This window comes from Pelagicoccus sp. SDUM812002, assembly GCF_031127835.1.
Taxonomy (GTDB): domain Bacteria; phylum Verrucomicrobiota; class Verrucomicrobiia; order Opitutales; family Opitutaceae; genus Pelagicoccus.
This window is the reverse complement of sequence record NZ_JARXHX010000016.1, coordinates 40201-60597: the sequence shown is the minus strand read 5'-3', so window position 1 is coordinate 60597 and position 20397 is coordinate 40201. Positions and strand designations below refer to the sequence as shown.

Below are 20397 nucleotides of genomic sequence, written 5' to 3'. Positions count from 1 at the left end.
GGGTGAATTGGAAGTGATTTTTTAGGGAGCCGAATGGACGGCCTGCCTTTGCTCTTCCCTGGGGGCAGCATCCAAGAGTTGTAGCATCTGGTCGAACAAATCTGGACGGGTGGCTACGAGATCGGCGTGGAAGGTGAGGTGCTGAATTGCTGTCTCGCGCTGCCGATTGTCGGCGACGAGCTCTAGTAGCGGAATAATATCCTCAGGGGAGCTCCTGGCTACGTTATTAAATATGACAGAAAGCGAGTCTGCTGTTCGTTTGCCGCCGAGAGGGAGGATAGCTTGCCCAGCCGATACCGGGTCAAATTCCACCCATCGGCGTGCGATGCTAGCGGTGGCTTGCGCGCTAGAATCGGGGTCAGTGGCGTAAAGTTCGACGAGGATATCGAGCGCTTTCTGCGGGTCGTCGTAGAGAAGCTCCGTGGTATGTTGGGCGATTAGGTGCGTTTTGGTTTGTTGAGATTTGCCCGAGGTTTCGAGTGTGGGTACTGAGGGCGAATAGAGCCGAAAACTATGGAGGTGGCCCCGCAAAGTATCTCGGAGATCTGAATTCGATTTTGAATTTGGTAGGTCCTCGATAAAGCGGTCGAACCCGTCGAGATCTTGCTGGATCCAGATTGGAGCTATCGAATTGAGGGCAATTTGCTTTTGAGAATTTGAACTGAGGCCGCGAGACCAATCGATAGCAGCCTGAAGATCGTCTCTGGCCCAGTTGGCGACGAGTTGGCGTGTGGCTTGGTTTCGAAGCTGTGGGGATGTAATTTGCTCGAGCAACTTGACGCGTTTATTGCGCGACTTGCTGTCGCCTGAGCCAGCAAGAGCGCTGAGGGCAGCTTGCTTCGAATTACTGTCCAAGTTTTGCTCAAGCCACGCGATCGCCCCATCCCAATCTTCTCTAGCTAGATTTGGAAGCTGGCGATTGAGCAATGCAACACGGTCTTGTGAAGGAGGAAGTAGTGCAGCGAGGTCGAGCGTTGCGATGCTGTTAGTTCCAGAGGATTCGAGCAGCTTCCTTATTATCTCGGTGGAGAGCCTGTCTCGATTTTGACTTTCGTACCAAGAGGTTAGATCTGACGGGCTTTTACCAATCAGGTTATGTCCTATTTGGGACAAGGCCTGATAGCTGCCCGCAGCTTGTTTGTATTTGTAATCTGGAAACAGGTCGCGAAGGAGATCTAGGCTTAAGTGCGGATCTGAGCGGGAGATGTGGGCGATAGCCTCTAGACGGATCGTTTGCGCTGCCTCGTAATCGGTGATTTGGTCGAGCTGCTTGTAGGCGCCTTTTGGCGATACATTTAAAGCGGCCACCAGAAACTGTTTGAAGGTGCTGGCTTCATTTAAGTAGCTTTGGGTTTCAATCAAGGCTTGAAGCGTCATCGGTTCGTTCTTTCCCGAGGGTTGTTGTTGCTCGCGGTAGCGGGCGAGAGCAAAGGGGTCTGTATTTCGCCAACGCAGGTAGAGTACAGCGAGCGCTTCTCTGGCAGGTTCAGAATCTAGGGCACTCAGTTGGGCGGCAATCGATGGGAACGACCCGTATTCGAGCCGAGCGATAGCGTCGTAGAGCGGGAATTGATTGGCGAGGGCGTCACTGCTCTCCATCCAAGAGTGAATTTTTTGGATACCATCTTCAGCGCTGAGTCGGGAGCGAGATATAAGCTCATCCGATAGATCCTTAGGCGAGTTTTGGGAATCGGAAAGAGGAGCGTTCTCCACGCCGAGGGGAGGGGGTGAAGCTTCAGGTAGAGACCGCCGATAGCCGAGCCACAGTGCCAAGGGGGCTGCAATCGAAAGGGCGACAGCGTAAAGCGTTTTCACTGTTGCTGCCTTTCTTGGTGAATTCGTACCGCGTTTTGAATGGTGATCCGTGTCGCTTCGGCGTGTTCGGGTTCTGATACTTCCGCTGCCAATTTGTATGCGATTTCTGGGTACTGAGTGATGAGGGAAATGGAGCTCGCGATGCTTGAGAGGGCTCCATCCGAGTAGCGGGAAGTGTCGAGTTTCGTTATGAAGTCGAGAGCTGCGGATTCGTCCTCCGCTACCCATTTGTCGAAGCTGGTAGGAAAGCCCGAGGAGACGGCCATTTGGTTAGTCGTTAGGGCGAAGAAGCGGGTAGCATCTTCTGGGGAGAAAGTAGACCAGGCTTCTGCAGTGTTCAGAAAGATCGAAGCGATTTGGCTTTCGATTTGGTAGTATTCAACCGGGAGGTTGGGGTTGGGACTGGGCGGGGTCTCGAGGGTTTCGACGAAAAATTGTGCACTCTCCTTTGGGTCTACTTTGGCCCACTCGAACGCTGCGTTGTTTAAGATTGCATAGTGGGTGTGCGAATCTTCAAGGGTGAGTCCGTACTCGATAGCGGCGAGGGGCGAGTACTGAGACAACTTTCTACCTACGTTGATCTGCAGGTTTCGTTTGGCGTCGCTTGCGGGAAGGTTTTCCGCAAACGCTGCCGCCTCCTCGGGGTTCTGATTCGCCCAATGATACGCGACGTTATAGATAGCTGTATCAAAAATTTGGGGATTTGTGTTTTGGGAGGCCCACTGAACAAATTCGACGGGGTTGGCTCTTCCTAGTGTATTGGCGAGACCGTCGATTGCCTGTTGACGAGCGGTTTGTGTCTTTAGTTCACGATAGAGGGTGGTCGCTACCTCCAGAGAAGTGTTCTGGAACGCGGGAACGACGAGGGAAGCCAGGAGGTTCTCGGCCTGATCGGTGTCTGAGTACTGGGTGAGGAAGTCGAGTGCAGTATCAAGATCTTCGCTGGCTAGGTGCGCTAGGGCGCTCCGCATGAGTCGATTTTTGAGAACCGAGGGTGGAGCCTCTTGAAGAATAGGGGAATTGAGGAATTCGAGAGGAGAGTCCGTAGCAATGTTGAAGGAATTGGGAAGAAACGAGTTCTGCTGGTCTCGAGTCAAATTGGTTTCCAGCCAATCGAGGATAGCGGGGCGAAGCTCCGGTTCGGAGTTTTTAAGCAAGTTCGAATATAGGCTATTGCGGGCGCTGGGTGAGAAGGCTGATTCACCGATTTGGTAGTTGGCTATGGTGTCGAGCTGTCGTTTGAGAGACGAAGGCTCCCATGGCTGGTTCAATAGAGTGCGGAGCAGTTTGAAGCGAACTTCAGGACTGTCTATTTTCTGGGCGATTTCGAAGGCCTCTTCACCGTGCCGATACAGAGCGTTCACGAATTCCTGGTGGAAGATTTCGGGGTCCTGGAGGTAGCTGCCGTCCTTTATGGCGGCGACGATGGAGTCGCGTCGGATTTGATATGACTCTTGGCGACGTTGCTCGTTTTGGGAATGTTGGTAGGACGAAAGCAGGTCTTCGGCCCTTCGATTTTCCGAGGTGCGTATGCCTTGAAAAGCTCTACCGCGATGCGGCTCTTCCAAGGAACGAGCGAGATCGAATGCGGACTCGGGATGGGACTTGGAGAAGTAGCGGAAGAGAGTACTCGTGTCCAATCGGTCTTGTAGCTGAGAGCTGCCCTCTTTCAACAGGGACGCGAGGGTTTCCGGCGAGCGATAGGCGAGTTCGATGCCGAGGATGACGCGAGCGACCGAGTTGTGCGGGTGTTGGAATTTGGAACTTGTATCGAGAAGTATTGAGAGTTCGGGGACATCGAGCCGTTTGGCAAGGTAGGCTGCTGTGTAGTGGACAAGGAATTCGTTGCCCGACTCCAATGCCTCCTCGAGTAGCCTGAGTGCGTCGGAGGTACTTGCACTTGGAAGGAGGTCGAACTCGTTTGGAGCAGGTTCGGAGGCTGTACGGGATGCAAGCGTGACTGCAGGAGAAATAGCATCTCCCAAGAGGTAGGCGCCTACTATCACGAGCGAGACTAGGGTGAGTCTCAGCGAGAGGTTAAAGATGGCCGTGGCTGCCATTGCGATTGGCTAGGGTTTCTAAAGTAGAGTAACGAAACTCTAGGATAGGGGTGGGAGAGGAGAGGGCAAATTGATTTTAGTCTAAGGAGGCTGCTTATGGGTTAGCGACCAAGTTCGTGCCTACCCCCAGTCAAACTCGAGCTGTCGAGTGGAGCGGCTTTGCGCTTCGGGATCGACGAATCGCACGCCGAGGCCGAGGAGGCGTATCGGGTCGGAGCGCCGTTCGTAGGATTCGTCGAGGAGATCTTGGAAACTGGAGAGCTGGAAGGGGAGGCCGCTGCGCTCGATGGACGTGCGAGTGAAATCGGAGTACTTGCACTTGACGAAGAGTTTGGCGATGGGACGGTCGCTCTTGAAGCGAGCGAGGTCGTGGGAGAGCTCTTGGAAAATATCGGCGGCGTGCTGCTGGCGGTCTTCGATGGATTCAAGATCCTTGGAGTAGGTTCGTTCGCAGCTCATGGATTTACGTATGCGATTTGAAACTACGTCGCGATGGTCGATACCGCGGCAGAGCTCGTACAGCTCTGAGCCAAATTTTCCGAAAAGTTGCTGAAGCTCAAGACGGCTTTTTTGCTGCAAGTCGCCGCAGGTCCTGAGGTTGTGGGAAGCGAGCCGGGCGGCGGCCTTTTTTCCGACTCCCCAGATTTTGGATACTGGGAGGTCGTGCATGAAGGATTCGATACCGTTGGGCTTGACCTCGTACTGGCCGTTTGGCTTTCGCCAGTCGCTGGCGATTTTGGCGAGCATCTTGTTAGGAGCAATGCCGGCGGACGCAGTCAGACCGGTCGTTTGGCGGATGCGTCGCCGGATTTCCTTGGCTAGGGTCGCTCCCGAACTCTGGTGATGGGACACGTCGAGGTAGGCCTCGTCGAGTGAGAGGGGCTCGATGAGCTCGGTATAGTCTTGGAAAATGCGTCGGATGCGTCGGCTTTCGCGGCGGTAGACATCGAAGCGCACGGGCATGACGATTAGGTGTGGGCAACGTTGCATGGCCTGGAAGGTGGGCATGGCAGAGTGGCAGCCGAAGGTCCGAGCTTTGTAGTTACAGGTGGTGAGAACGCCGCGTCGGCTGCTGTTTCCCCCGACTGCGACGGGCTCGCCCCGAAGTTCCGGGTGGTCGCGCACTTCGATGGCAGCGTAGAAGCAGTCCATATCGATGTGGATGATCTGTCTCTTTTTGTTGATGGGTTTTGGGTTAGGGTGCTGAGTGGTTTGGTGGAAAGTTTCTGCTTCTGAAATTTCGGATTGTTGCTCTTACTGCTCGAATGCCAACGGCTTTATCCAAGACCAAACTTACAATCTTTCGAAAATTCCTGCAGAAGAAAACGAGAGAGGAGCAAGACCGTTTCTTTGTAGAGGGTTGGCATCTTTTAGACGAAGCGATGAAGGCGGATTGTCGACTGCATGCATTGGTTTTTGATCCATCGGCTCGTCGGGAGACCGGAGAGGAGACGATCTTGGACGAGGCGCTCGGGCGAGCGGGAGAAGCTTACGAAGGGACGGCCAGTCAGTTGGGCCAACTTTCGGATACGAAAGCTTCTCAAGGGGTAATGGCTTTGGTGGACCGGGTGGGCTGCGATTTAGAAAAGCTAATGGAGACGCTGCCTGAGGTCGGGCCGGTCAGGTTGGTGTTGCTCGATGAGCTGGGCGATCCCGGAAATTGTGGAGCAATCGTGCGAAGCTGCGATTGGTTTGGGATGCACGGCGTTATCTTTGGCAAGGGTTGCGCTGAACTGGAGAATGGTAAGACGGCGCGGTCGACGATGGGTGGCCTGTTTCACCTTCCCGTCGCAGTGGGTGTCGACCTAGTGGATGCGGTTTCAAGATTGCGAGAAGCTGGTATCCACGTTTTCACGACTGAGCTGGACGAGTCGGCGGTTTCGTTGTCGGACTTCGCGTTTCCTGAGCGATGCGCGATCGTGCTTGGGAACGAGGCTCGAGGGGTTTCAGACGAGGTTTCGGCCGCGGCGACGGGCAGGATTTTCGCTCCACGATTCGGAAAAGGGGACTCTTTGAACGCAGCTGCGGCGGCTTCGGTCTTTTTGGCGAAGTGGCGGGTTTAGGAGGAGTGAATTAGGGAATCGGGGATTGATTGTTTTTTCGGGGGCCTTTGGATGGGCGGCCTATGAAATGGATCTCCGATATCGAAAAGGCTTTGGCGAAACGTGCTGATGAAGAGAAGCGTCTCTTGGTGATTTTCAAGGGCAACGGCGACTGGTGCAAATGGTGCAACGCCTTGGATGGAGTTCTCAAGGAGAGCGATGCCTTGGACAAGTATTTGGAGAGCGAGGACATCTTGGGCGCCAAGATTTTGATCCCGCGCAAGTCGGAAGATGAGGAAGGGATTCGCGAACGTTTCGGGATTACCGGCATTCCCTTCCTAATGTTCTACTCGGCGGAAGGCGACGTGGAGGGGACGACGGAGTTCATCGATGACGGCGACGCCGCGAGCTACGTTCAGTGGATCGAGAGCGTGGATTCCAGCGCTTTCTAAGCCAGCTGAGAACTCAAATTTGAAAGCCCGCACCTCTGTGGAGGTTCAGGCTCTTTTGTGAAGGTGATTTAGGCTGGCCTGCTGGCCCGGATCCCACGTTTAGTTGAGCTTGAAGGAGCGGAGCGTTTCCTCGTACTTGACGATGATTTGGTGCTGGTCGATGCGGACGATCTGGGCGCCGCTCACGGTGTCGCCGACGCGGCGGATTCTGCCGTTGACGCTAGCTAGGGGGCGTTCCGAGTTGTAGAAAATTCCGGCGAGCTCGATATTTGGAAATAGGTCTTCGACCTTTGGAAGCTGAGGTTGAGGCAGCTCGTTCTTGGTCTCGGAGATCGTGCTAACCTCTCGGGGCTCAGGAGCTGTCACCGCCACCTCGCTTGTCGATAGAGGCGCTGTTTCCTCTTGGGAGTCGAAAATTTCTTGTAGGGCGTCTTCGGTCCCTGAGAGTTCGGAAAGATCTCGAGCTGCCTTGATTTTGGAGGCGAGCCCCGTCGATTCAACAGCTTTCTCCTCTTTGATCGCGGGTTCGCTCTCGTCGAGGTTAGCTGTTTGGTCCGAACGTTGCTCGGTCTCGGTGAGATGGGGGAGCTTTTCTATGGGTTCGTCTTCAAAAGCGAAATCCTCGAACGGGTCGGAGTTATCAACGGTATTCAATAGGTAGATACCGATAGCTGCGAGCGCGACGCATGCAGCCAAGGCGAGAAGGGGAGTCTTGCTTTTCCGAGACGCTTCCTGCTCCGGTTGCAGTGCGGCAGTGTCGGAACCGGAGGTTTCTGTCGCGGTTTCTGGCTCGTTAGCCTTTGAGGCCGCAGCCTGCGTTTGCTGTTGGGCAGAGGAAGGTGAGGTGTTCGGTTGCTTCTTGAGCGAAAGTCCGGATTTTTCCTTGGGCGCAGGTTTATTGCCTGATGATACAGCGAGCCAGTCGTCCCAAGAGTCGGACTTTCCGATTTCCACGAGGTAGGCCTCACTAATGGCAGCGCTGGGGTGGCCGGGCTTTTGGCGGTGGTGCACGATGGCATTGGCGACGTGCACGGCCGCGAGAGCTGAGAAGGACCTGCCGAAGGAATTGATTGGCTCGTGATGAAGGGCTACGGCTTCGGTGAGCGAGGTAGGCATTCCCCAACGGGCAAGTACGTAAGCTCCGATTTCGGCGTGGTTGCAGCCAATGATTTGGGTCTCAGCTTCTGCTTGGGAAATCGAGGTTTCGTTGGCTAGCTTACGGGCTTCGGCGAACTCTTGGGGGACGGCGTCGAGTAGAATGAGCTTCCCGATGTCGTGCATCAGTCCAGCGGTGTAGGCCTCTTCGCCTGCCTTTTCGTTTTTCGATTCGTAAGAGGCCACGCGACGGGCGGCAACTGCCACTGACATGCTGTGGTGCCAGAGTTCGTCGGTGATTGACTTCTGGTCAGCCGAGCGGCCGATGTTGTTGAAAACCTGGATTGCGAGGACGAGATTCTTTACGCACTCAGTACCGAGGATGCTGATCGCATCGGCGATATTTGAGATCTTTTCGTCGAAGCCGTAGAAGGAGGAGTTTACGGTTTGAAGGACTTTCGCTGAAATTGCGAGGTCGCCGGCGATGGCTTGGGATATGGAGTCAGTGTCGGCGTGTTTCGAGTTAAGGGCGTTGACGACCTTCAGATAGATGGGCGGCAGGCTGGGAAACTTGCCCATCTTGGCTACGATCTCCTTGACGCGGTCGTTTCCAAGCCAGTTGTCGATGGCGACGCAGCGTTGGATTTCGGACACCAGTCTTTGGGCTGGGCATGGGCTTGGCAAAAACTGGAAGGAGGCTCCGAGGGTGGATTCGAGTTTGGGTTTGTCGGTCTCGCTGGCTGTGATGAAGAGCTGGGCTTCTGGAGCGGACTTTTCGAATCGGGTCAGGATGTCGTTGCCGTGTCCATCGTTAACGGACAGGTCGACGATCACGATGTCAGGCTTGTTCGCCGCCGCTGATTCCAGACCCTGTTCGACGTTTTCTGCATAATCGACGGACCATTGTTTCGACTTGGGAGAGAGGGTGTCCCGATAGGTTCGCAGAGAGTTTAAGTCTTCGTCGATAATGAGGATCCGCGTGGTCATTTTAGTGCCGTTGGTGTCGAAAGGGGAAGAGGATTTGCCTAGTCGGCTTTGCAGGAAAAACGGTTGGGAGGCAAATAGCTTGAGAAAGGGGTCTCTATAAGGCTGCAGCTGAAGGGATGTACTCATTCCGGGGCATTGAGAATGAGCGGGTTTCGCCTAGTAGGATTAGGGTTGGCGTACTTCTGCGGTACAGGCAGGGTTTGCTGGATGTCGCAAATGTACGATTACGAGGGAATGGAGGCGGAGCTCTACGACCAGTTGGATGAATTGAGCGATTTCGAGGACCTCTCTTTCTATCAATGGTTTGTAGACTTGGTGGATGGTCCGATCCTGGACTTAGGCTGCGGCACGGGCCGCATTTTGCTTCCGTTCGCCGAGGACGGGAAAGAGGTGGTAGGCTTGGATGGATCTCAGACGATGCTGGACTTATGCGCTAGCCGCTTGGAGTCAGCGGGAGCGACTGCGGAGTTGGTGCGCGGCGATATGCGAGACTTTGACCTTGGGGACCGGCGGTTTGGATCGATTTTGGTTCCTGGGTTCAGTGTCCAAATGCTGCTCGAGGACGTGGAGTTGGAGGCGTGTTTCGATTGCTGCCGCAAGCACTTGAGGGAAGACGGACAGCTTATCGTGTCCACGCACATGCCTTGGGAAATGATTTGGGATGGGCGCGAGAGCTGTCCGATGGAAGAGCGCAAGCGAGTCGATCTCCCGGAGATTGGGGAGCAATTAGTTGCCTTTCAGGCTTGGCAGATCGACACCCATAAGCAGCGGCTGGTTCTTAAAAATAGGTTTGAGAGATGGGATGCAGCGGGAGATTTGGTAAGTTCTGAAACCAAGGAGATGACGATTCGTTGGCATTTGCCGCACGAAATGATGGTGCGGCTCGGAGAAGCCGGGTTTTCCGATGTTTCGGTGTATGGGGATTTTGACTTCGAGCCTCCCGAGCCCGATAGCGAGTCGTTGGTATACCTGGCTCGAATCTAGCGCTTACGGCGGCCGCGGGAGGCTCTAGACGCGCTTCTTCCCGTGGACCTATAGCCATCTTCAGGCGTGTCGAGTGCATCGCAGAGATAGGTGAAAAGTTCCGATTGTTGGGGATCGGTCTCAAGGCGAGCCAGTAGGAGTCGATGGAGTTTCTTGTACAGCACTCTGACTTTAAAGCTCTGAATTCATGAACCCGACCAATCTGACTGAACTCCAGGTGCCGTTAACCGTCGATTCATCGGCGGAAGCTTTCGAATATGATGGCACGGACTTAGAAGCCATGGAGGTAGCTGAAAACTACCCTAAGTGGATTGTGGAGGAGTTTGCTCCTTACCTGAAAGGCGATGTCGCGGATGTAGGAGCGGGCTGCGGAAATTTTTCACGGTACCTGCTTCAGGCTGAACTTAGCTCCATCCACGCGTTCGAGCCGTCATCGAAAATGCACTCACTACTCGAGAATCGTTTCCGAGAAGAAGATAGGCTCGAGACTGTAAACGCTTATGTGACAGATGTCGCCGACCGCTACAGTGAACGATTCGATGCGGTGGTTTACAACAATGTGATGGAGCATGTCGAAAACGACGCTGCCGAACTAGAGGCTGTTTATCGTATGCTCAAGCCTGGTGGTTGTGTGCTGATTTACGTACCCGCTTTGCAGTGGCTCTACAGCGACTTCGACCGTAGCCTCGGACACTTCAGGCGCTACGACAAGTCGAGTGGCAGTGAGCTCCTGCTGAGCACGGGCTTCACGGTCGAGCGTATTAAATATGCGGATGTTTTGGGTGTTTTGCCTTGGTTTGTCATGATGAAGCTCATGGGCCGAAGACTTACCAAAGGCAGCGTAGGTCTTTACGATCGTATCGGAGTACCGGTTACGCGAATGCTCGAACGAGTGGTCCCTGTCCCTGTCGGAAAAAACTTGGTGCTAGTAGGACGTAAGGCGAAGTTGAATTAAGCGCGTCCTGCGGACAGAAAGGCTACAGAAAGCTTTCTTGGTACTGGATGATTTCCTCTTTGCTGGGGCTATAGTACTGGCTAGGAACTGCGTCAGGCATCGCTATCGGTTCAGTATGCAGTGATGGGTCCACGTGCACCAATTTGCTAATCCTGATAAAATTGTGGGTTGTGAACGAGGACTCTCTAATCGTTTCGAGTTCGAAAGCTGGACTCAGTTCATGGATGGGGAGCACAGTCTTCTCCACCCCCTTTTCGGACGCTGTAATCTTTCCGCCCTGAATGACGTAGATATGGTCATAGATTTTATGCTCCAAGCTGAATAGAGTTTTTTGTGGTTCGAGTTTGAAACGAGAGATGCTTATATTATTCATCCCCTCGATCTCGTAAATCCTAGGGTAGCCGCTGACGAAGAGACTGTTCTCTGCGGGTCGAGTTCTTGCGAAATCCAATAGCCACTCGATTCTCGCATTGGTGGTATTGAAAGATGTGTACCTTGCTTTGGAGTATTGTTTAAATGAATACGAAGCACTAACGGCCAAAAACAAAGCCACCACTAACGGACTCCAGCTTTTGGCATTGAACGCCAAGGATAGGATGATCGACCCACAAATGAAAATGAGCAGCATGAAGGGAAGGCCAAGCCTCGCAGTGATCGTGATATCAAGCTTCCCGTAGAAAAAGGTGAGAATGAAAGCGAGTTGGATTAAGCAATACCCAGCTGTAGCGAGGAAGGCTACCCGGTTTGGGTTGTTGTGGAATATTTTTTTGGTCCGAGTTAGGCACAGGGAACCAATCAAAAAAATACCAGCAATTCCGATGAAGCTGACAAATGGAGAGCTCGCGTAGATGTCGTTCGGTAGAAAGAAGAAACGGTAGGCGCTCTCGAGGTTAGACCAAATATAGGATAAGCTGAATGAGCCTTCTCCATCCACTTGGTACTGGAAGCGTTGTGGGTTTACCGCGATTGCTCTAAGTTGCCAGACCAGCGGAAGGAAGAAGAAGGGGATCAGAAGAGTAATCCATGGGAGGTCCACCTTTCTTTGTCTTATCCAGTTTGTGAATACGAGAGCGGCTACTGGAACGACTATTAATGCCGATTCATATCTAACGTTCGAGGCTGCAGCGACGGTGAGAAGGAGTGTGGACAGATTTCTCTGGTCTGGATTGGACCAAAAGTCCATAGACACCAGCGAAACTGCGAGAATACAGCATAGGTTCAGCATCTCAAACCCGCCGCCGCTGGAGTTTTGGCTGATAATCGGCATCAGTGCCGCGAGAATTATTGAGAAATACGCGGACTGGCGATTCGCGATTCTCTCTACTATCTTGAACAATAGCAGTAAGAAGACGCCGGTTAGAACAAAGTTCAGGTAGAAAGCGTTACTCGAACTGTATCCAAAAACTCCGTGAACGAGGGATAAGATAAACGGATAGAGCAGCGGTCGCTTATCTATCATCTCAAGGCGGGAAAGGTTCTCCAGCGCAGTCTCGCTTACAACTGGAAGATGACGGGCGTCCATATTCATGGATACGTTTGTGAGCAGTTGCTCGTCGAACGGGATCTTGAAGCCGCCTCCTTCGCGAGTGTATAGGAAGACGGTTAGGAATACGACGGCAGCTAAGGGTCCGAGGGTCCTCCAAGACAGAAACGCTTGTAGGTTTGGCAGTCTGATGGATTTAGCTTGGGAAAGGCATACTCCCCAGACTGCGACCAATAGGAACATCATCGGGTAGCCGGAATAGATGAAGAGATTTTCGGCCAGCTCAGGGTCAGGTATGAAAAACGCCAATCCAATTGATAGGGCGGCGCTGAACACGAAAAGAATAAGCCTCAGTTTGCGCGTGTCTGAAGTGAGAGGGTCGCGGTTGATTGTTTTCATTGCCCAAGATGATCGGATAGAACGTGCCTCTTTTGGAGTGTGGTTTTCGCGTCCGCAAACGAAAAAGGCGCACTGCAAGCAGCGCGCCTCCCGAAGAGATCTTAAATTAGCTCGATCAGGCTTTACTTCTGCTGACCTTCAGCTGTGAAAGTGAGGATGGTCGTGTTCGTATCAGTCTTGATCTGAGGGTGACCGATTGTGAAGTCACTGTCGATGCCCAAGGTAGCAGAGAGAGCGTAGCCAGTTCCGATACGGCGAACGTATGGAGTCAGATCGGCACCTACTGTTCCGTCGTCGGCACTGTAGCCTACAGTTACTGTAGTGGTGTTGTTCTCGAGCATGTACTGCTGAGCGGCGGATGCGAGCTGGCGTGCATCGTTGGATACAGCGGATTCGCGTGAGTCCTGACGAACCTTCTGGAAGGCTGGGATAGCCATCGCAGCTAAGAGGCCGATGATGACTACGACGATCATAATTTCTACGAGTGTGAAACCTTTTTTGGATGTATTCTTATGCATAATGATATTTTCCTAAGTTAATTGTTCGGTTGATGAATTTGGATACGAACCCTTTGAAATACGACAGGTCGGAAAGGCGTCTTTAACCGTTTGGGCGGCTTTGTAGGGAAAATCAGTAACCTGCCTTCCGTTTACATTTTTTTTCGAATTAACCGTTTGTGTTTTCGCGTTTCTCACGCTCCGAATAGAGCTGGCCACCTAATAACCATGAGTAAGTTTTTCCTATCAGCTTTATTGACGATCTTTGTCGCGTCCTCGCACTCGCAGGACGTTCAGGTTATTTTAGACAATGGAGACAGCCTCTCTGGCTCTCTCTTGAGCGAAGATGAATACGAGATAAGAATCTCGGTCGACTATCTCGGCGAAATATCGCTCCCCCAAGATCGAGTAGCTGAAGTTGTGAGGATATCTAGCGTCGAAGCGGAGGCTCTCCAGTCCCCTGCAAAGGCGATCGCTGAAACGAATATCGCTTCTACTCCGGAGAAATCGCGGGTGGTGAAAGACGTTCCTGCCCCTGATAACGTGATCGAAGGCTCTGAGGAAGAGGATACGAGTCCTGCTCGGAAGCGGAGTTTCATTTACCGCATCTTCGCGGCGATAGGCGACTTAGATGACGAAATCGACATTTTGCCCGAGTGGGACAAGAGTTTACAGTTCGGCTTGAACTCGAGTTCGGGGCGCAAAGACCAATCCACCCAGAATTATCGCCTGGACATGGATCGGGAATTCGAGTCGAGCCGGATAAACATCGAAGCGGAGTACGCTTATGGGGAGGCAAACGGTTCGGTGACACGGGACCGCTTGAGTTCAAGCTATCGTTGGCGAAAAGACATCGGGCCCGGCGTTTTCTACGAATCGGAGTCAGATTATTTTAACGACCAAATCAAATTGATCGACGCTAGCCTCGAACAGAAATTTGGTCTGGGAACGCGCTTTTTCGACAAGGAGTACTCGACTCTGTCGGCCGGTCTCGGAGCGAGCGGACGTTGGCGGTCGATCCCCGAAACCGAATCGGAAGTCGAATACCTTGTGAGCGTCTTTCAAGACTGGGATTACCGGATGTCCGAGAGGATTCGTTTGAAGCAAGACTTCAACATCGCGATGCCTTTGGAAGACACCGAAGGCTATGAAATAAATTTTTCCACCGCTGTCACTTCAGCTTTGTCGAAGTCCGTAAAGTTCTCGATCCGTTACGAGCTTGGCGTCGACAATTCTCTCGCGGAGGAGTTGCGGGAAGATCGCCGCTTCATCAGTTCCTTGGGGTACGCGTTCTAGGGCTGGGGATCTTCGCTCCTTCTTTCAGCTCTTTCCGAGCGTCAGCCGGGCTATCGTCGCGCTTACTTCGCCTCGAGGAGCCGCTCTACGTCTACTGGAACAGCGTCCTTCCACAATGCTTCGAGCTTGTACGTCTCACGCGTCTCTTCTGAAAAGAGGTGTATCATGATGTCAAAGGCGTCGACAACGGCCCAGCCGCTGAAGTCGCCTTCGTCCACACCGAGGATTTTGACCTTGTGGCTCTTTAGGGCCTTGTCTAGGTCGCGTCTCAGTGCCCGTAAGTGAGTTTCGGCCAAGCCGGAAGCGAGCACCAGGTAGTTTGTGATGGAGGACGTTTCCCGTACGTCGAGGGCTACGATGTTCTCCGCCTTGGCGTCGGCCAAGGTCTTACAGCAAAGGGCTAACAGCTCTTCGCCTTTTAGTTCTACGTTTGATTTGGTGCTCATGTTTTTTCGCCTCTAAGAATAGAGATTTTCGGCCTTGATGTAATCAAAGACATTCGCTGGCAAGAAGTACTTGGCAGAGCGACCCGATTTAAATCGGTCGCGGATTTCGGTGGAGCTGATTTCTAGCTGCCTGCTCTGACCTCGCAGAATGCGGGTGTGTGTTGGAAGTTCGTCTGCGAAATGGTAAGCGGATCCTGGCCGTTCGAAGGCGATGAAGCTGACGAGCTTGGCGAGTTCTTCGATGTTTCTCCAGAGATGCAGCTGCGCGATTTGATCGGCTCCGAGAATCCAAAACAAACTAGCAGCTGGATGCTCTTGGCTTAGGATTTGGGCGGTTCGGACCGAGTAGCTAGTCGATTCGCAACGATAATCGACATCTGAGCAGGCGAATCTCGGCTCCTCCTCGGTAGCGAGTTCCACCATCCTCATCCGTTGTGGGGGAGTGGATTCGGGAGCTTTGCTTTTCAATGGGGCTTGGAAGGCGGGCACGAAGAGGACCAAATCCAATTCGAATTGTTCGCTGGCGTCCAATGCGATGATCAGATGACCGTTGTGGATGGGATCGAAGCTACCTCCTATTATGCCTATGCGCTCAGTCACTGGGCGAAGCTCTCGCGGAATCGAAGCCTGTGTCAATAGTCGCACGACCGAGCGCCCTCGATACTCAGTTCTTCTGCGAGTTCTAGGAGATTCGTTTTTAAGGCGTGCAGGGCACGCTTCTCTCGTTGGTAAACTTGCTGGCGCGAGATCCCGGTTTGAATAGCGATTTGGGCTAGGGACTGCCCACTGCTGTGATTGCCGAGTCCAAAGCGGCGATCCACGACTTCGCGCTGTTTTTTCGTAAGTTGCGCGAGGGCGAGGCTCAGCTGATGAAACTCGTCAGATTTCATCGCGGTGCGATGAGGCGAATCTTCCTGCTCGGACACGAGACTGGGATCTCCTGAGCTCTGGGGGGAATCCGGATGGTCGAGCTGAACGGTTCCTTCGCGTATGGCCTTAGCTAGATTGGGGTTCGCTCCCTTATCGCCTCGTATGCTCTTCGAAATCATATTGATGGGAGCCTTTACGGGAACGCGCTCCTGCATGATGAAGTTTAGCACGCGCCGCTTAATCCATTGGCGTGCGTACGCTTCAAAGTTTTCGCTCGGTTCGATTCGGTCGATCGCTTCCAGTAGGGCCAGCCGAGCCTCTTGGCATGCGTCCTCTCGTTGCGACGTTCGATTGCAACTGGCGAGCGCGCCTTCGATTGGCAGGTGCTGAAAGGTTTTGAACAGTTCACTTTGGGATTCTTTGTACTGCTCATAGCGAGCCGAGATTCGGAGGAGAACCTTTTGCTGCAGGGCTTGCCATTCCTTGAGGCTGGGCCGGCCGAAGTCGCTGCGGGCTCGGTATTGGGTGACGCCCCAGTGTCGGGCAAGTCGTCTTGCTTCGCTAAAGCTGGGAGCGGGCAGCTCCTGTCCGAGAGCGTGTCGTATGAGTTCCTGCTTTCGTTCTAGGGGCAAGCTCCGCAAAGCGTTGCGTTGGTTAATCCCTTGGCGACGGCCTTTGTACCTCAGCTCGTTCACGGAGCAGACCCAATGGTCCTCCCATTTCGGGTGAGCGATCATCCAATCTAACGCAGTACGGAACCGAGCGACTTGCAGAGGGGCGGTCGACGTCGGATCCTTTTTGGCTGGGCTATGGGCGATGGTAGGCATCTTTTTGAAGGGAACAGCGCTTCGTCAAACTTCGCGCGATCCGTCTTTCGAAGCAAGTTCGCAGTTTACCGTAGTGTTTCGTTAGCTTCCCATCGAGGGACTTTGTCACGCGCAAACTGGACCAGCTATGATCTAAACGTAAACTGCAACCGTCCGAATAGATTTGGCCCGTATTAGATGGGGACACTTGCAATCGGGCTATTCGCGTAAGGGGTCTATATGTTAATCAAAGCGGTGTATCGAAAAATAGGCTACGGAGCTGGTATTTAAATCGTAGGGTGCATAATGCTGCGTCTCCTTTCTCGCGTTGCATTTAGCACCTGTGAATTGCCGTATGCGTTGCAGGTGCCGCCTTCGCTCATATCTTTTTGTGTCTGGCACATGAATTGCGTGATGGCGGTCATGTCAGAGGAGGAACCGAAGCAAGGGAATGTTGCCGTAAGAAAAAACCGTCGTCGGAACAGCATTCGCCAGGTTTTTTACTGTCTCTTGATCGCGTTGGGCGCTTGGGGCTTTCTGGAGATCGCCGATGAGGTAGCTGAGGACGATCTTAGGCGCTTCGACGAGTCGATTCTGTTGTCTCTGCGGGAAAGTAGCGACCTTGGAGATCCGATTGGTCCCCTGTGGATGGAGGAGCTGGCTCGTGATGTAACGGCCCTTGGGAGCTTCGTCATCTTGGGCATCTTCGTATCTTCGAGTGCCATCTTTTTGTTTCTTTCGGGCAAGCTCCGATCCAGCGCGTTTCTAATTTCCAGTAGTCTTTCAGGAGTCGCGGTTAGCAGTTTTCTTAAAGAGTTCTATAATCGTTCGCGACCTGACTTGGTACCCCACGAAATGCACACCTTGACGATGAGTTTTCCGAGCGGGCATGCAATGTTGTCAGCACTGATTTACTTGAGCGCCGGAGTGTTAGTAGCGAGCAGCCAGCCCATGGTGAAGCTCAAGGTATTCATTGTGGCCCTAGCTGTTTTCGCATCCATCCTAGTTGGTCTATCGCGGATTTATTTAGGAGTGCACTGGCCTACGGATGTGGTTGCTGGTTGGATCGCGGGCTCTACGTGGGCATTGCTGTGGTGGTTACTCGCTCTTTATTACCTGCCTCGTCGGGAGACGGACCGTCTCTACACGAACGAAAGGGTTGCACATGTCTAGTATCACTCCAGAACGACCAGACGTTAAGAGCGTCGCTGACGAGACGAAGCCATCGACAGGGAAAACAACCTGCACGGTGATCGTCAATCGCGAGTCAGGCACGGTCAAAGATGTTTGGTCTGCCGACTTTAAGAACGATCTTCAAAAGGTTCTCGAGGAAGGGGGCTGGGAACCTCGTATCTGCGAGGTTCAAGGACAGGAAATAGAATCGACGGTGAAGGAAGCTAAGCGGGCCAAAGTGGGCGCGATCATCGCGGGGGGGGGAGATGGGACGACAAATTCCATTGTGAGCATGATGCTCGGATCTGACACTCCGCTGGGTATATTGCCATTCGGGACTCTTAATTTAGCGCCGCGAGACCTAGGCTCGCCGCTCGACCCTTTGGAAGCAGCAGCGTCTTTACGTCCCGATGCGGTTAAGAAGATCGACGTATTGAAAATTGGAGGACATGCCTGTTTGTGCATGGCGGTGTTCGGGTTTTATCCGAAATTACTCAGCCGCAGCGAATCTTTTCATGGAAGGAATTGGTTGCGTAAGTTTACGGGACTTGCAGCCGTTTTCTTCAAAGCTTTCACCAGAGGGCGCAGTTTGAAGCTCTCGGTTCAAGACGTTGATTCCGGCACTGTTCGCAACTTAAGCTCTAGGATGTTGTTTCTCATCCCAGGAACCTACGAAGATAATTTGGGTATCATTCCGAAAAGGAATAGCTTAGAGGCAGGTATGTGTTCCATCGTATATTCTGAGCATCGATCGCGTTGGTCTTTATTTCGCTTGGTATGCAACTTCTTGATGGGGCGTTCCCGGGAAGATCCTGATCTAGATATCGCTTACGGATCCCAATTTGAAATCAAGGCACGGGGCCGGAAGAAGCTATTGGTGGCAATCGATGGAGAGTTGAAACATGTTAGAACACCAGTGGACGTTGCTTTGGAGCGGGAAGCTCTGCGGGTGTTGTATCACGAAAAGTCAGATTCCTAGTGTATCAGACTTCGAATAAATTGCAGATTTCGAATCTCTGCGTATCGGAATTCCAGAGACACATTTCGAAACTCGTCCCCGTGACCGTTCAAAGGAGCGGTGGTTTATGAGCCTTGTCGTATTCCAGCCGAATACTGCGATCTCGCCGCTTTCAAGCTGGGTAGGAGTCGTTTCTTCTTTGACGGACGGAATTACGTTACCTTTTAATGTGTCATTTAACCGGTGGTTGAGAATTTATTGTCACTTAAAGCGTATCGTGATATTTCTAACGTTCGGAGCGCGGAGTGGCAAAGAAATTGCAATGCCTTTTAGCGGGGTCATTGAGTTTCAATCGTATATTTAAAGCGAAACAGATGGGAGACGCTAGAATGTTGCGATGAACTCGTGATGGGATTTAAGTATGAACTTTATATTATTTGTTTTCGGTCTTTACGAAGGCTGCACTATCTCATGCGGTTTCAAGTGCACTGCCCGTCTGCTTTCGAACGGTTGGGAACTGCGTAACAATATAACATCACTTAGAGCGTGAAGTCTGTTCAGCCACCCAATAGCGAGATTGTCAGACTTTTGGTCGTTGAGGAGGACGCAGATAATCGAGATTTAATTGTGCAACTTTTGGCTGGGGAGCGGGAGGAATTTAGCCTTGATTGGGCTATGTCATCTCGAGAGTTGTATGAGAAAATCGATACTGCCCGCTATGATGCCGTTTTGCTGAACTTCTTCTCGGGCAATGGGACTGCCCAGAAGGTACTGCGGCAATTGGAAGGTAAGCATGGCTCGTTGGCAGTCGTGGTGCTAGCGGGTGCGAATGTTACGTGGGAGGACGAAAAAGCTTTGGGTTCTTCCATCGATTTTTTACTTCGAAGGATCGAATTGAGCTCAGAAAGCCTTGAGCGTGCGGTTCGTTATGCAATTCGCAACCGAGATCAGCAGGAGCGACTTCGAACGTTTTCCAGTCAATTGTCCCACGATCTGCTCGGCCCTGCGGGCAACGTCCGTAATGCGCTGATAATGTTCAAGGAAGAGTTAGGCGAGTTGGGTAGACAGCCCGAAGAACTGTTAGGTCTAGTTGAGAGCGATTTGGAGCGAATATTGTCTATATTGCATGGTCTGCGTGAGTTTTCCGTCTCTCAAGGGGGAGAGATGGCGCTGCGGTCAATGTCCCTCAGCGATGTTATTGAAATGGCGATTGGAGGACTTCGAGAGGACGTGAGGGGCGTAGGGCAATGCATATATGAAAAGGACTTACCGGAGGTCGTGGTAGATGAACGCTTGTTCCCCTTATTGCTGGGAAACCTGATTGAGAATGGCTTAAAATATAATATTAGCGATGATCCTAAGGTCGAGTTGAAGGTAGAGGAGACTCAGGGTTCGGTGATCATTCGGGTAGAGGATAACGGTATCGGCATCGATGCTGACAAGGCTGCTGACATCTTTCAACCCATGGTCCGTTTGCAGCGACGCTCGGACTTCGAAGGAACGGGCCTAGGTTTGACGATTAGCAGGGAAATCGCAGCTAGGCACGGTGGATCTCTTTCTCTGGAGTCCTCAGGTGGCACCGCGGGTGGATCTGTATTCAAGGTTGGACTACCGAAGCTAAAACTTCCAGAAGGCCCGCTTGATTGAGAGGGATCCAGGAGTAGTGAGAATCAGATTCACAGAGCTCTTCCGCTGAATTATGTTTTACTAGCGGCTAGCAAGTCTTCGACAGCTGAGAGAAGCTTCTCGGGCCTCATGGGTTTTGCTTCGAAGCTTAGATTATTTCGATACTGAGGCGCTACAGAATCGAGGGGAGATTCTGATGCGCTCATGAGTAGGATAGGAGTGTTGTTGCCTGACTCTCTAACTTCTTCGATAAACTGGACGCCATGGAGGCCAGGCATACGATAGTCTACGATGATCAGGTCGAAGGATTCGCTTTGGGCTAACTCTAGTCCCCTTTCGGAGATCGGTTCTGCTGTCAACTCGTAGCCGGATCGGGTAAGAGCGATTCGGAAGGTGACGAGTATAGAAGGTTCGTCGTCAACCAGCAGTATGTGATATTTGCGCTGAGTCATC

Annotated in this window: 18 protein-coding genes; 8 read left to right on the top strand and 10 right to left on the bottom strand. The window is 52.5% G+C overall.

From position 1 onward, the window contains the following. Positions 1 to 21: 21 nt before the first annotated feature. The 3 genes from QEH53_RS18840 to dinB all read right to left on the bottom strand — a co-directional run bounded on the left by QEH53_RS18840 (position 22) and on the right by dinB (position 5042). Positions 22 to 1815, bottom strand: coding sequence for a hypothetical protein (locus QEH53_RS18840; RefSeq protein ID WP_309024768.1), 1794 nt, complete (start codon positions 1813 to 1815; stop codon positions 22 to 24). Continuing rightward, positions 1812 to 3875 (bottom strand): hypothetical protein, encoded by a 2064-nt coding sequence (locus QEH53_RS18835; protein ID WP_309024767.1) that lies wholly within the window; start codon positions 3873 to 3875, stop codon positions 1812 to 1814. The genes QEH53_RS18840 and QEH53_RS18835 overlap by 4 nt, the downstream gene beginning before the upstream one ends. Positions 3876 to 3995: 120 nt before the next feature. After that, positions 3996 to 5042 (bottom strand): DNA polymerase IV, encoded by a 1047-nt coding sequence (dinB, locus tag QEH53_RS18830; protein ID WP_309024798.1) that lies wholly within the window; start codon positions 5040 to 5042, stop codon positions 3996 to 3998. 98 nt (positions 5043 to 5140) lie between these two features. Here dinB and QEH53_RS18825 point away from each other — a divergent pair, with 98 nt between their 5' ends. Both QEH53_RS18825 and QEH53_RS18820 read left to right on the top strand, forming a co-directional pair. After that, complete coding sequence (locus QEH53_RS18825) at positions 5141 to 5938, top strand: RNA methyltransferase (RefSeq protein ID WP_309024766.1); 798 nt, start codon at positions 5141 to 5143, stop codon at positions 5936 to 5938. Positions 5939 to 6000: 62 nt separating this feature from the next. After that, positions 6001 to 6369 carry a thioredoxin family protein gene (locus QEH53_RS18820; protein ID WP_309024765.1) on the top strand — a complete coding sequence of 123 codons (369 nt, stop codon included), beginning with the start codon at positions 6001 to 6003 and terminating at the stop codon, positions 6367 to 6369. Between the two features lie 99 nt (positions 6370 to 6468). Here QEH53_RS18820 and QEH53_RS18815 read toward each other — a convergent pair whose 3' ends face one another. After that, positions 6469 to 8577, bottom strand: a complete 2109-nt coding sequence (locus tag QEH53_RS18815) for an HDOD domain-containing protein (protein WP_309024764.1) — start codon at positions 8575 to 8577, stop codon at positions 6469 to 6471. 90 nt (positions 8578 to 8667) lie between these two features. On the opposite strand from QEH53_RS18815, the gene QEH53_RS18810 reads away from it, so the two are divergent. Continuing rightward, a complete protein-coding gene (locus QEH53_RS18810) occupies positions 8668 to 9435 on the top strand; it encodes a class I SAM-dependent methyltransferase (protein WP_309024763.1) in 768 nt (255 codons plus the stop codon). Between the two features lie 187 nt (positions 9436 to 9622). Next, positions 9623 to 10390: a class I SAM-dependent methyltransferase gene (locus tag QEH53_RS18805; protein ID WP_309024762.1), complete on the top strand. Its 768-nt coding sequence runs from the start codon at positions 9623 to 9625 to the stop codon at positions 10388 to 10390. Between the two features lie 22 nt (positions 10391 to 10412). On the opposite strand, the gene QEH53_RS18800 is transcribed toward QEH53_RS18805, so the two are convergent. Both QEH53_RS18800 and QEH53_RS18795 read right to left on the bottom strand, forming a co-directional pair. After that, entirely contained in the window at positions 10413 to 12272 is a 1860-nt protein-coding gene (locus QEH53_RS18800; RefSeq protein ID WP_309024761.1) for a glycosyltransferase family 39 protein, read from the bottom strand. A 122-nt stretch (positions 12273 to 12394) separates the two neighbouring features. Further along, entirely contained in the window at positions 12395 to 12790 is a 396-nt protein-coding gene (locus QEH53_RS18795; RefSeq protein ID WP_309024760.1) for a type II secretion system protein, read from the bottom strand. 207 nt (positions 12791 to 12997) lie between these two features. On the opposite strand from QEH53_RS18795, the gene QEH53_RS18790 reads away from it, so the two are divergent. Continuing rightward, the gene (locus tag QEH53_RS18790; protein ID WP_309024759.1) at positions 12998 to 14065 is read left to right on the top strand and encodes a DUF481 domain-containing protein; all 1068 of its coding nucleotides are present in this window, start codon (positions 12998 to 13000) and stop codon (positions 14063 to 14065) included. A 62-nt stretch (positions 14066 to 14127) separates the two neighbouring features. Here the strand turns inward: QEH53_RS18790 and rsfS are convergent, their stop codons facing one another. From rsfS to QEH53_RS18775, 3 genes are read right to left on the bottom strand one after another with little or no spacing between them, the layout of a single operon-like run. Beyond that, positions 14128 to 14511, bottom strand: coding sequence for a ribosome silencing factor (rsfS, locus tag QEH53_RS18785; RefSeq protein ID WP_309024758.1), 384 nt, complete (start codon positions 14509 to 14511; stop codon positions 14128 to 14130). Positions 14512 to 14523: 12 nt separating this feature from the next. Then, positions 14524 to 15111 carry a nicotinate-nucleotide adenylyltransferase gene (gene nadD / locus QEH53_RS18780; RefSeq protein WP_309024757.1) on the bottom strand — a complete coding sequence of 196 codons (588 nt, stop codon included), beginning with the start codon at positions 15109 to 15111 and terminating at the stop codon, positions 14524 to 14526. Positions 15112 to 15143: 32 nt separating this feature from the next. Next, complete coding sequence (locus QEH53_RS18775) at positions 15144 to 16208, bottom strand: sigma-70 family RNA polymerase sigma factor (RefSeq protein ID WP_309024756.1); 1065 nt, start codon at positions 16206 to 16208, stop codon at positions 15144 to 15146. Between the two features lie 381 nt (positions 16209 to 16589). Here QEH53_RS18775 and QEH53_RS18770 point away from each other — a divergent pair, with 381 nt between their 5' ends. The 3 genes from QEH53_RS18770 (at position 16590) to QEH53_RS18760 (ending at position 19965) form a co-directional block, all read left to right on the top strand. Continuing rightward, positions 16590 to 17360, top strand: coding sequence for a phosphatase PAP2 family protein (locus tag QEH53_RS18770; protein WP_309024755.1), 771 nt, complete (start codon positions 16590 to 16592; stop codon positions 17358 to 17360). Further along, a complete protein-coding gene (locus tag QEH53_RS18765; RefSeq protein ID WP_309024754.1) occupies positions 17353 to 18339 on the top strand; it encodes a diacylglycerol kinase family protein in 987 nt (328 codons plus the stop codon). Before QEH53_RS18770 ends, QEH53_RS18765 begins: the two co-directional genes overlap by 8 nt. 525 nt (positions 18340 to 18864) lie before the next feature. Continuing rightward, the gene (locus tag QEH53_RS18760) at positions 18865 to 19965 is read left to right on the top strand and encodes an ATP-binding protein (RefSeq protein ID WP_309024753.1); all 1101 of its coding nucleotides are present in this window, start codon (positions 18865 to 18867) and stop codon (positions 19963 to 19965) included. Between the two features lie 50 nt (positions 19966 to 20015). Here the strand turns inward: QEH53_RS18760 and QEH53_RS18755 are convergent, their stop codons facing one another. Further along, positions 20016 to 20396 (bottom strand): response regulator, encoded by a 381-nt coding sequence (locus tag QEH53_RS18755; RefSeq protein WP_309024752.1) that lies wholly within the window; start codon positions 20394 to 20396, stop codon positions 20016 to 20018. Position 20397: the final 1 nt, after the last annotated feature.

Coding starts and splice junctions, on each gene's coding strand:
- QEH53_RS18835 (WP_309024767.1), bottom strand. CDS start 3,875: ATGGCAGCCACGGCCATCTTTAACCTCTCGCTGAGACTCACCCTAGTC.
- QEH53_RS18825 (WP_309024766.1), top strand. CDS start 5,141: ATGCCAACGGCTTTATCCAAGACCAAACTTACAATCTTTCGAAAATTC.
- QEH53_RS18820 (WP_309024765.1), top strand. CDS start 6,001: ATGAAATGGATCTCCGATATCGAAAAGGCTTTGGCGAAACGTGCTGAT.
- QEH53_RS18815 (WP_309024764.1), bottom strand. CDS start 8,577: ATGAGTACATCCCTTCAGCTGCAGCCTTATAGAGACCCCTTTCTCAAG.
- QEH53_RS18810 (WP_309024763.1), top strand. CDS start 8,668: ATGTACGATTACGAGGGAATGGAGGCGGAGCTCTACGACCAGTTGGAT.
- QEH53_RS18805 (WP_309024762.1), top strand. CDS start 9,623: ATGAACCCGACCAATCTGACTGAACTCCAGGTGCCGTTAACCGTCGAT.
- QEH53_RS18800 (WP_309024761.1), bottom strand. CDS start 12,272: ATGAAAACAATCAACCGCGACCCTCTCACTTCAGACACGCGCAAACTG.
- QEH53_RS18795 (WP_309024760.1), bottom strand. CDS start 12,790: ATGCATAAGAATACATCCAAAAAAGGTTTCACACTCGTAGAAATTATG.
- QEH53_RS18790 (WP_309024759.1), top strand. CDS start 12,998: ATGAGTAAGTTTTTCCTATCAGCTTTATTGACGATCTTTGTCGCGTCC.
- rsfS (WP_309024758.1), bottom strand. CDS start 14,511: ATGAGCACCAAATCAAACGTAGAACTAAAAGGCGAAGAGCTGTTAGCC.
- QEH53_RS18775 (WP_309024756.1), bottom strand. CDS start 16,208: ATGCCTACCATCGCCCATAGCCCAGCCAAAAAGGATCCGACGTCGACC.
- QEH53_RS18770 (WP_309024755.1), top strand. CDS start 16,590: ATGAATTGCGTGATGGCGGTCATGTCAGAGGAGGAACCGAAGCAAGGG.
- QEH53_RS18765 (WP_309024754.1), top strand. CDS start 17,353: ATGTCTAGTATCACTCCAGAACGACCAGACGTTAAGAGCGTCGCTGAC.
- QEH53_RS18755 (WP_309024752.1), bottom strand. CDS start 20,396: ATGACTCAGCGCAAATATCACATACTGCTGGTTGACGACGAACCTTCT.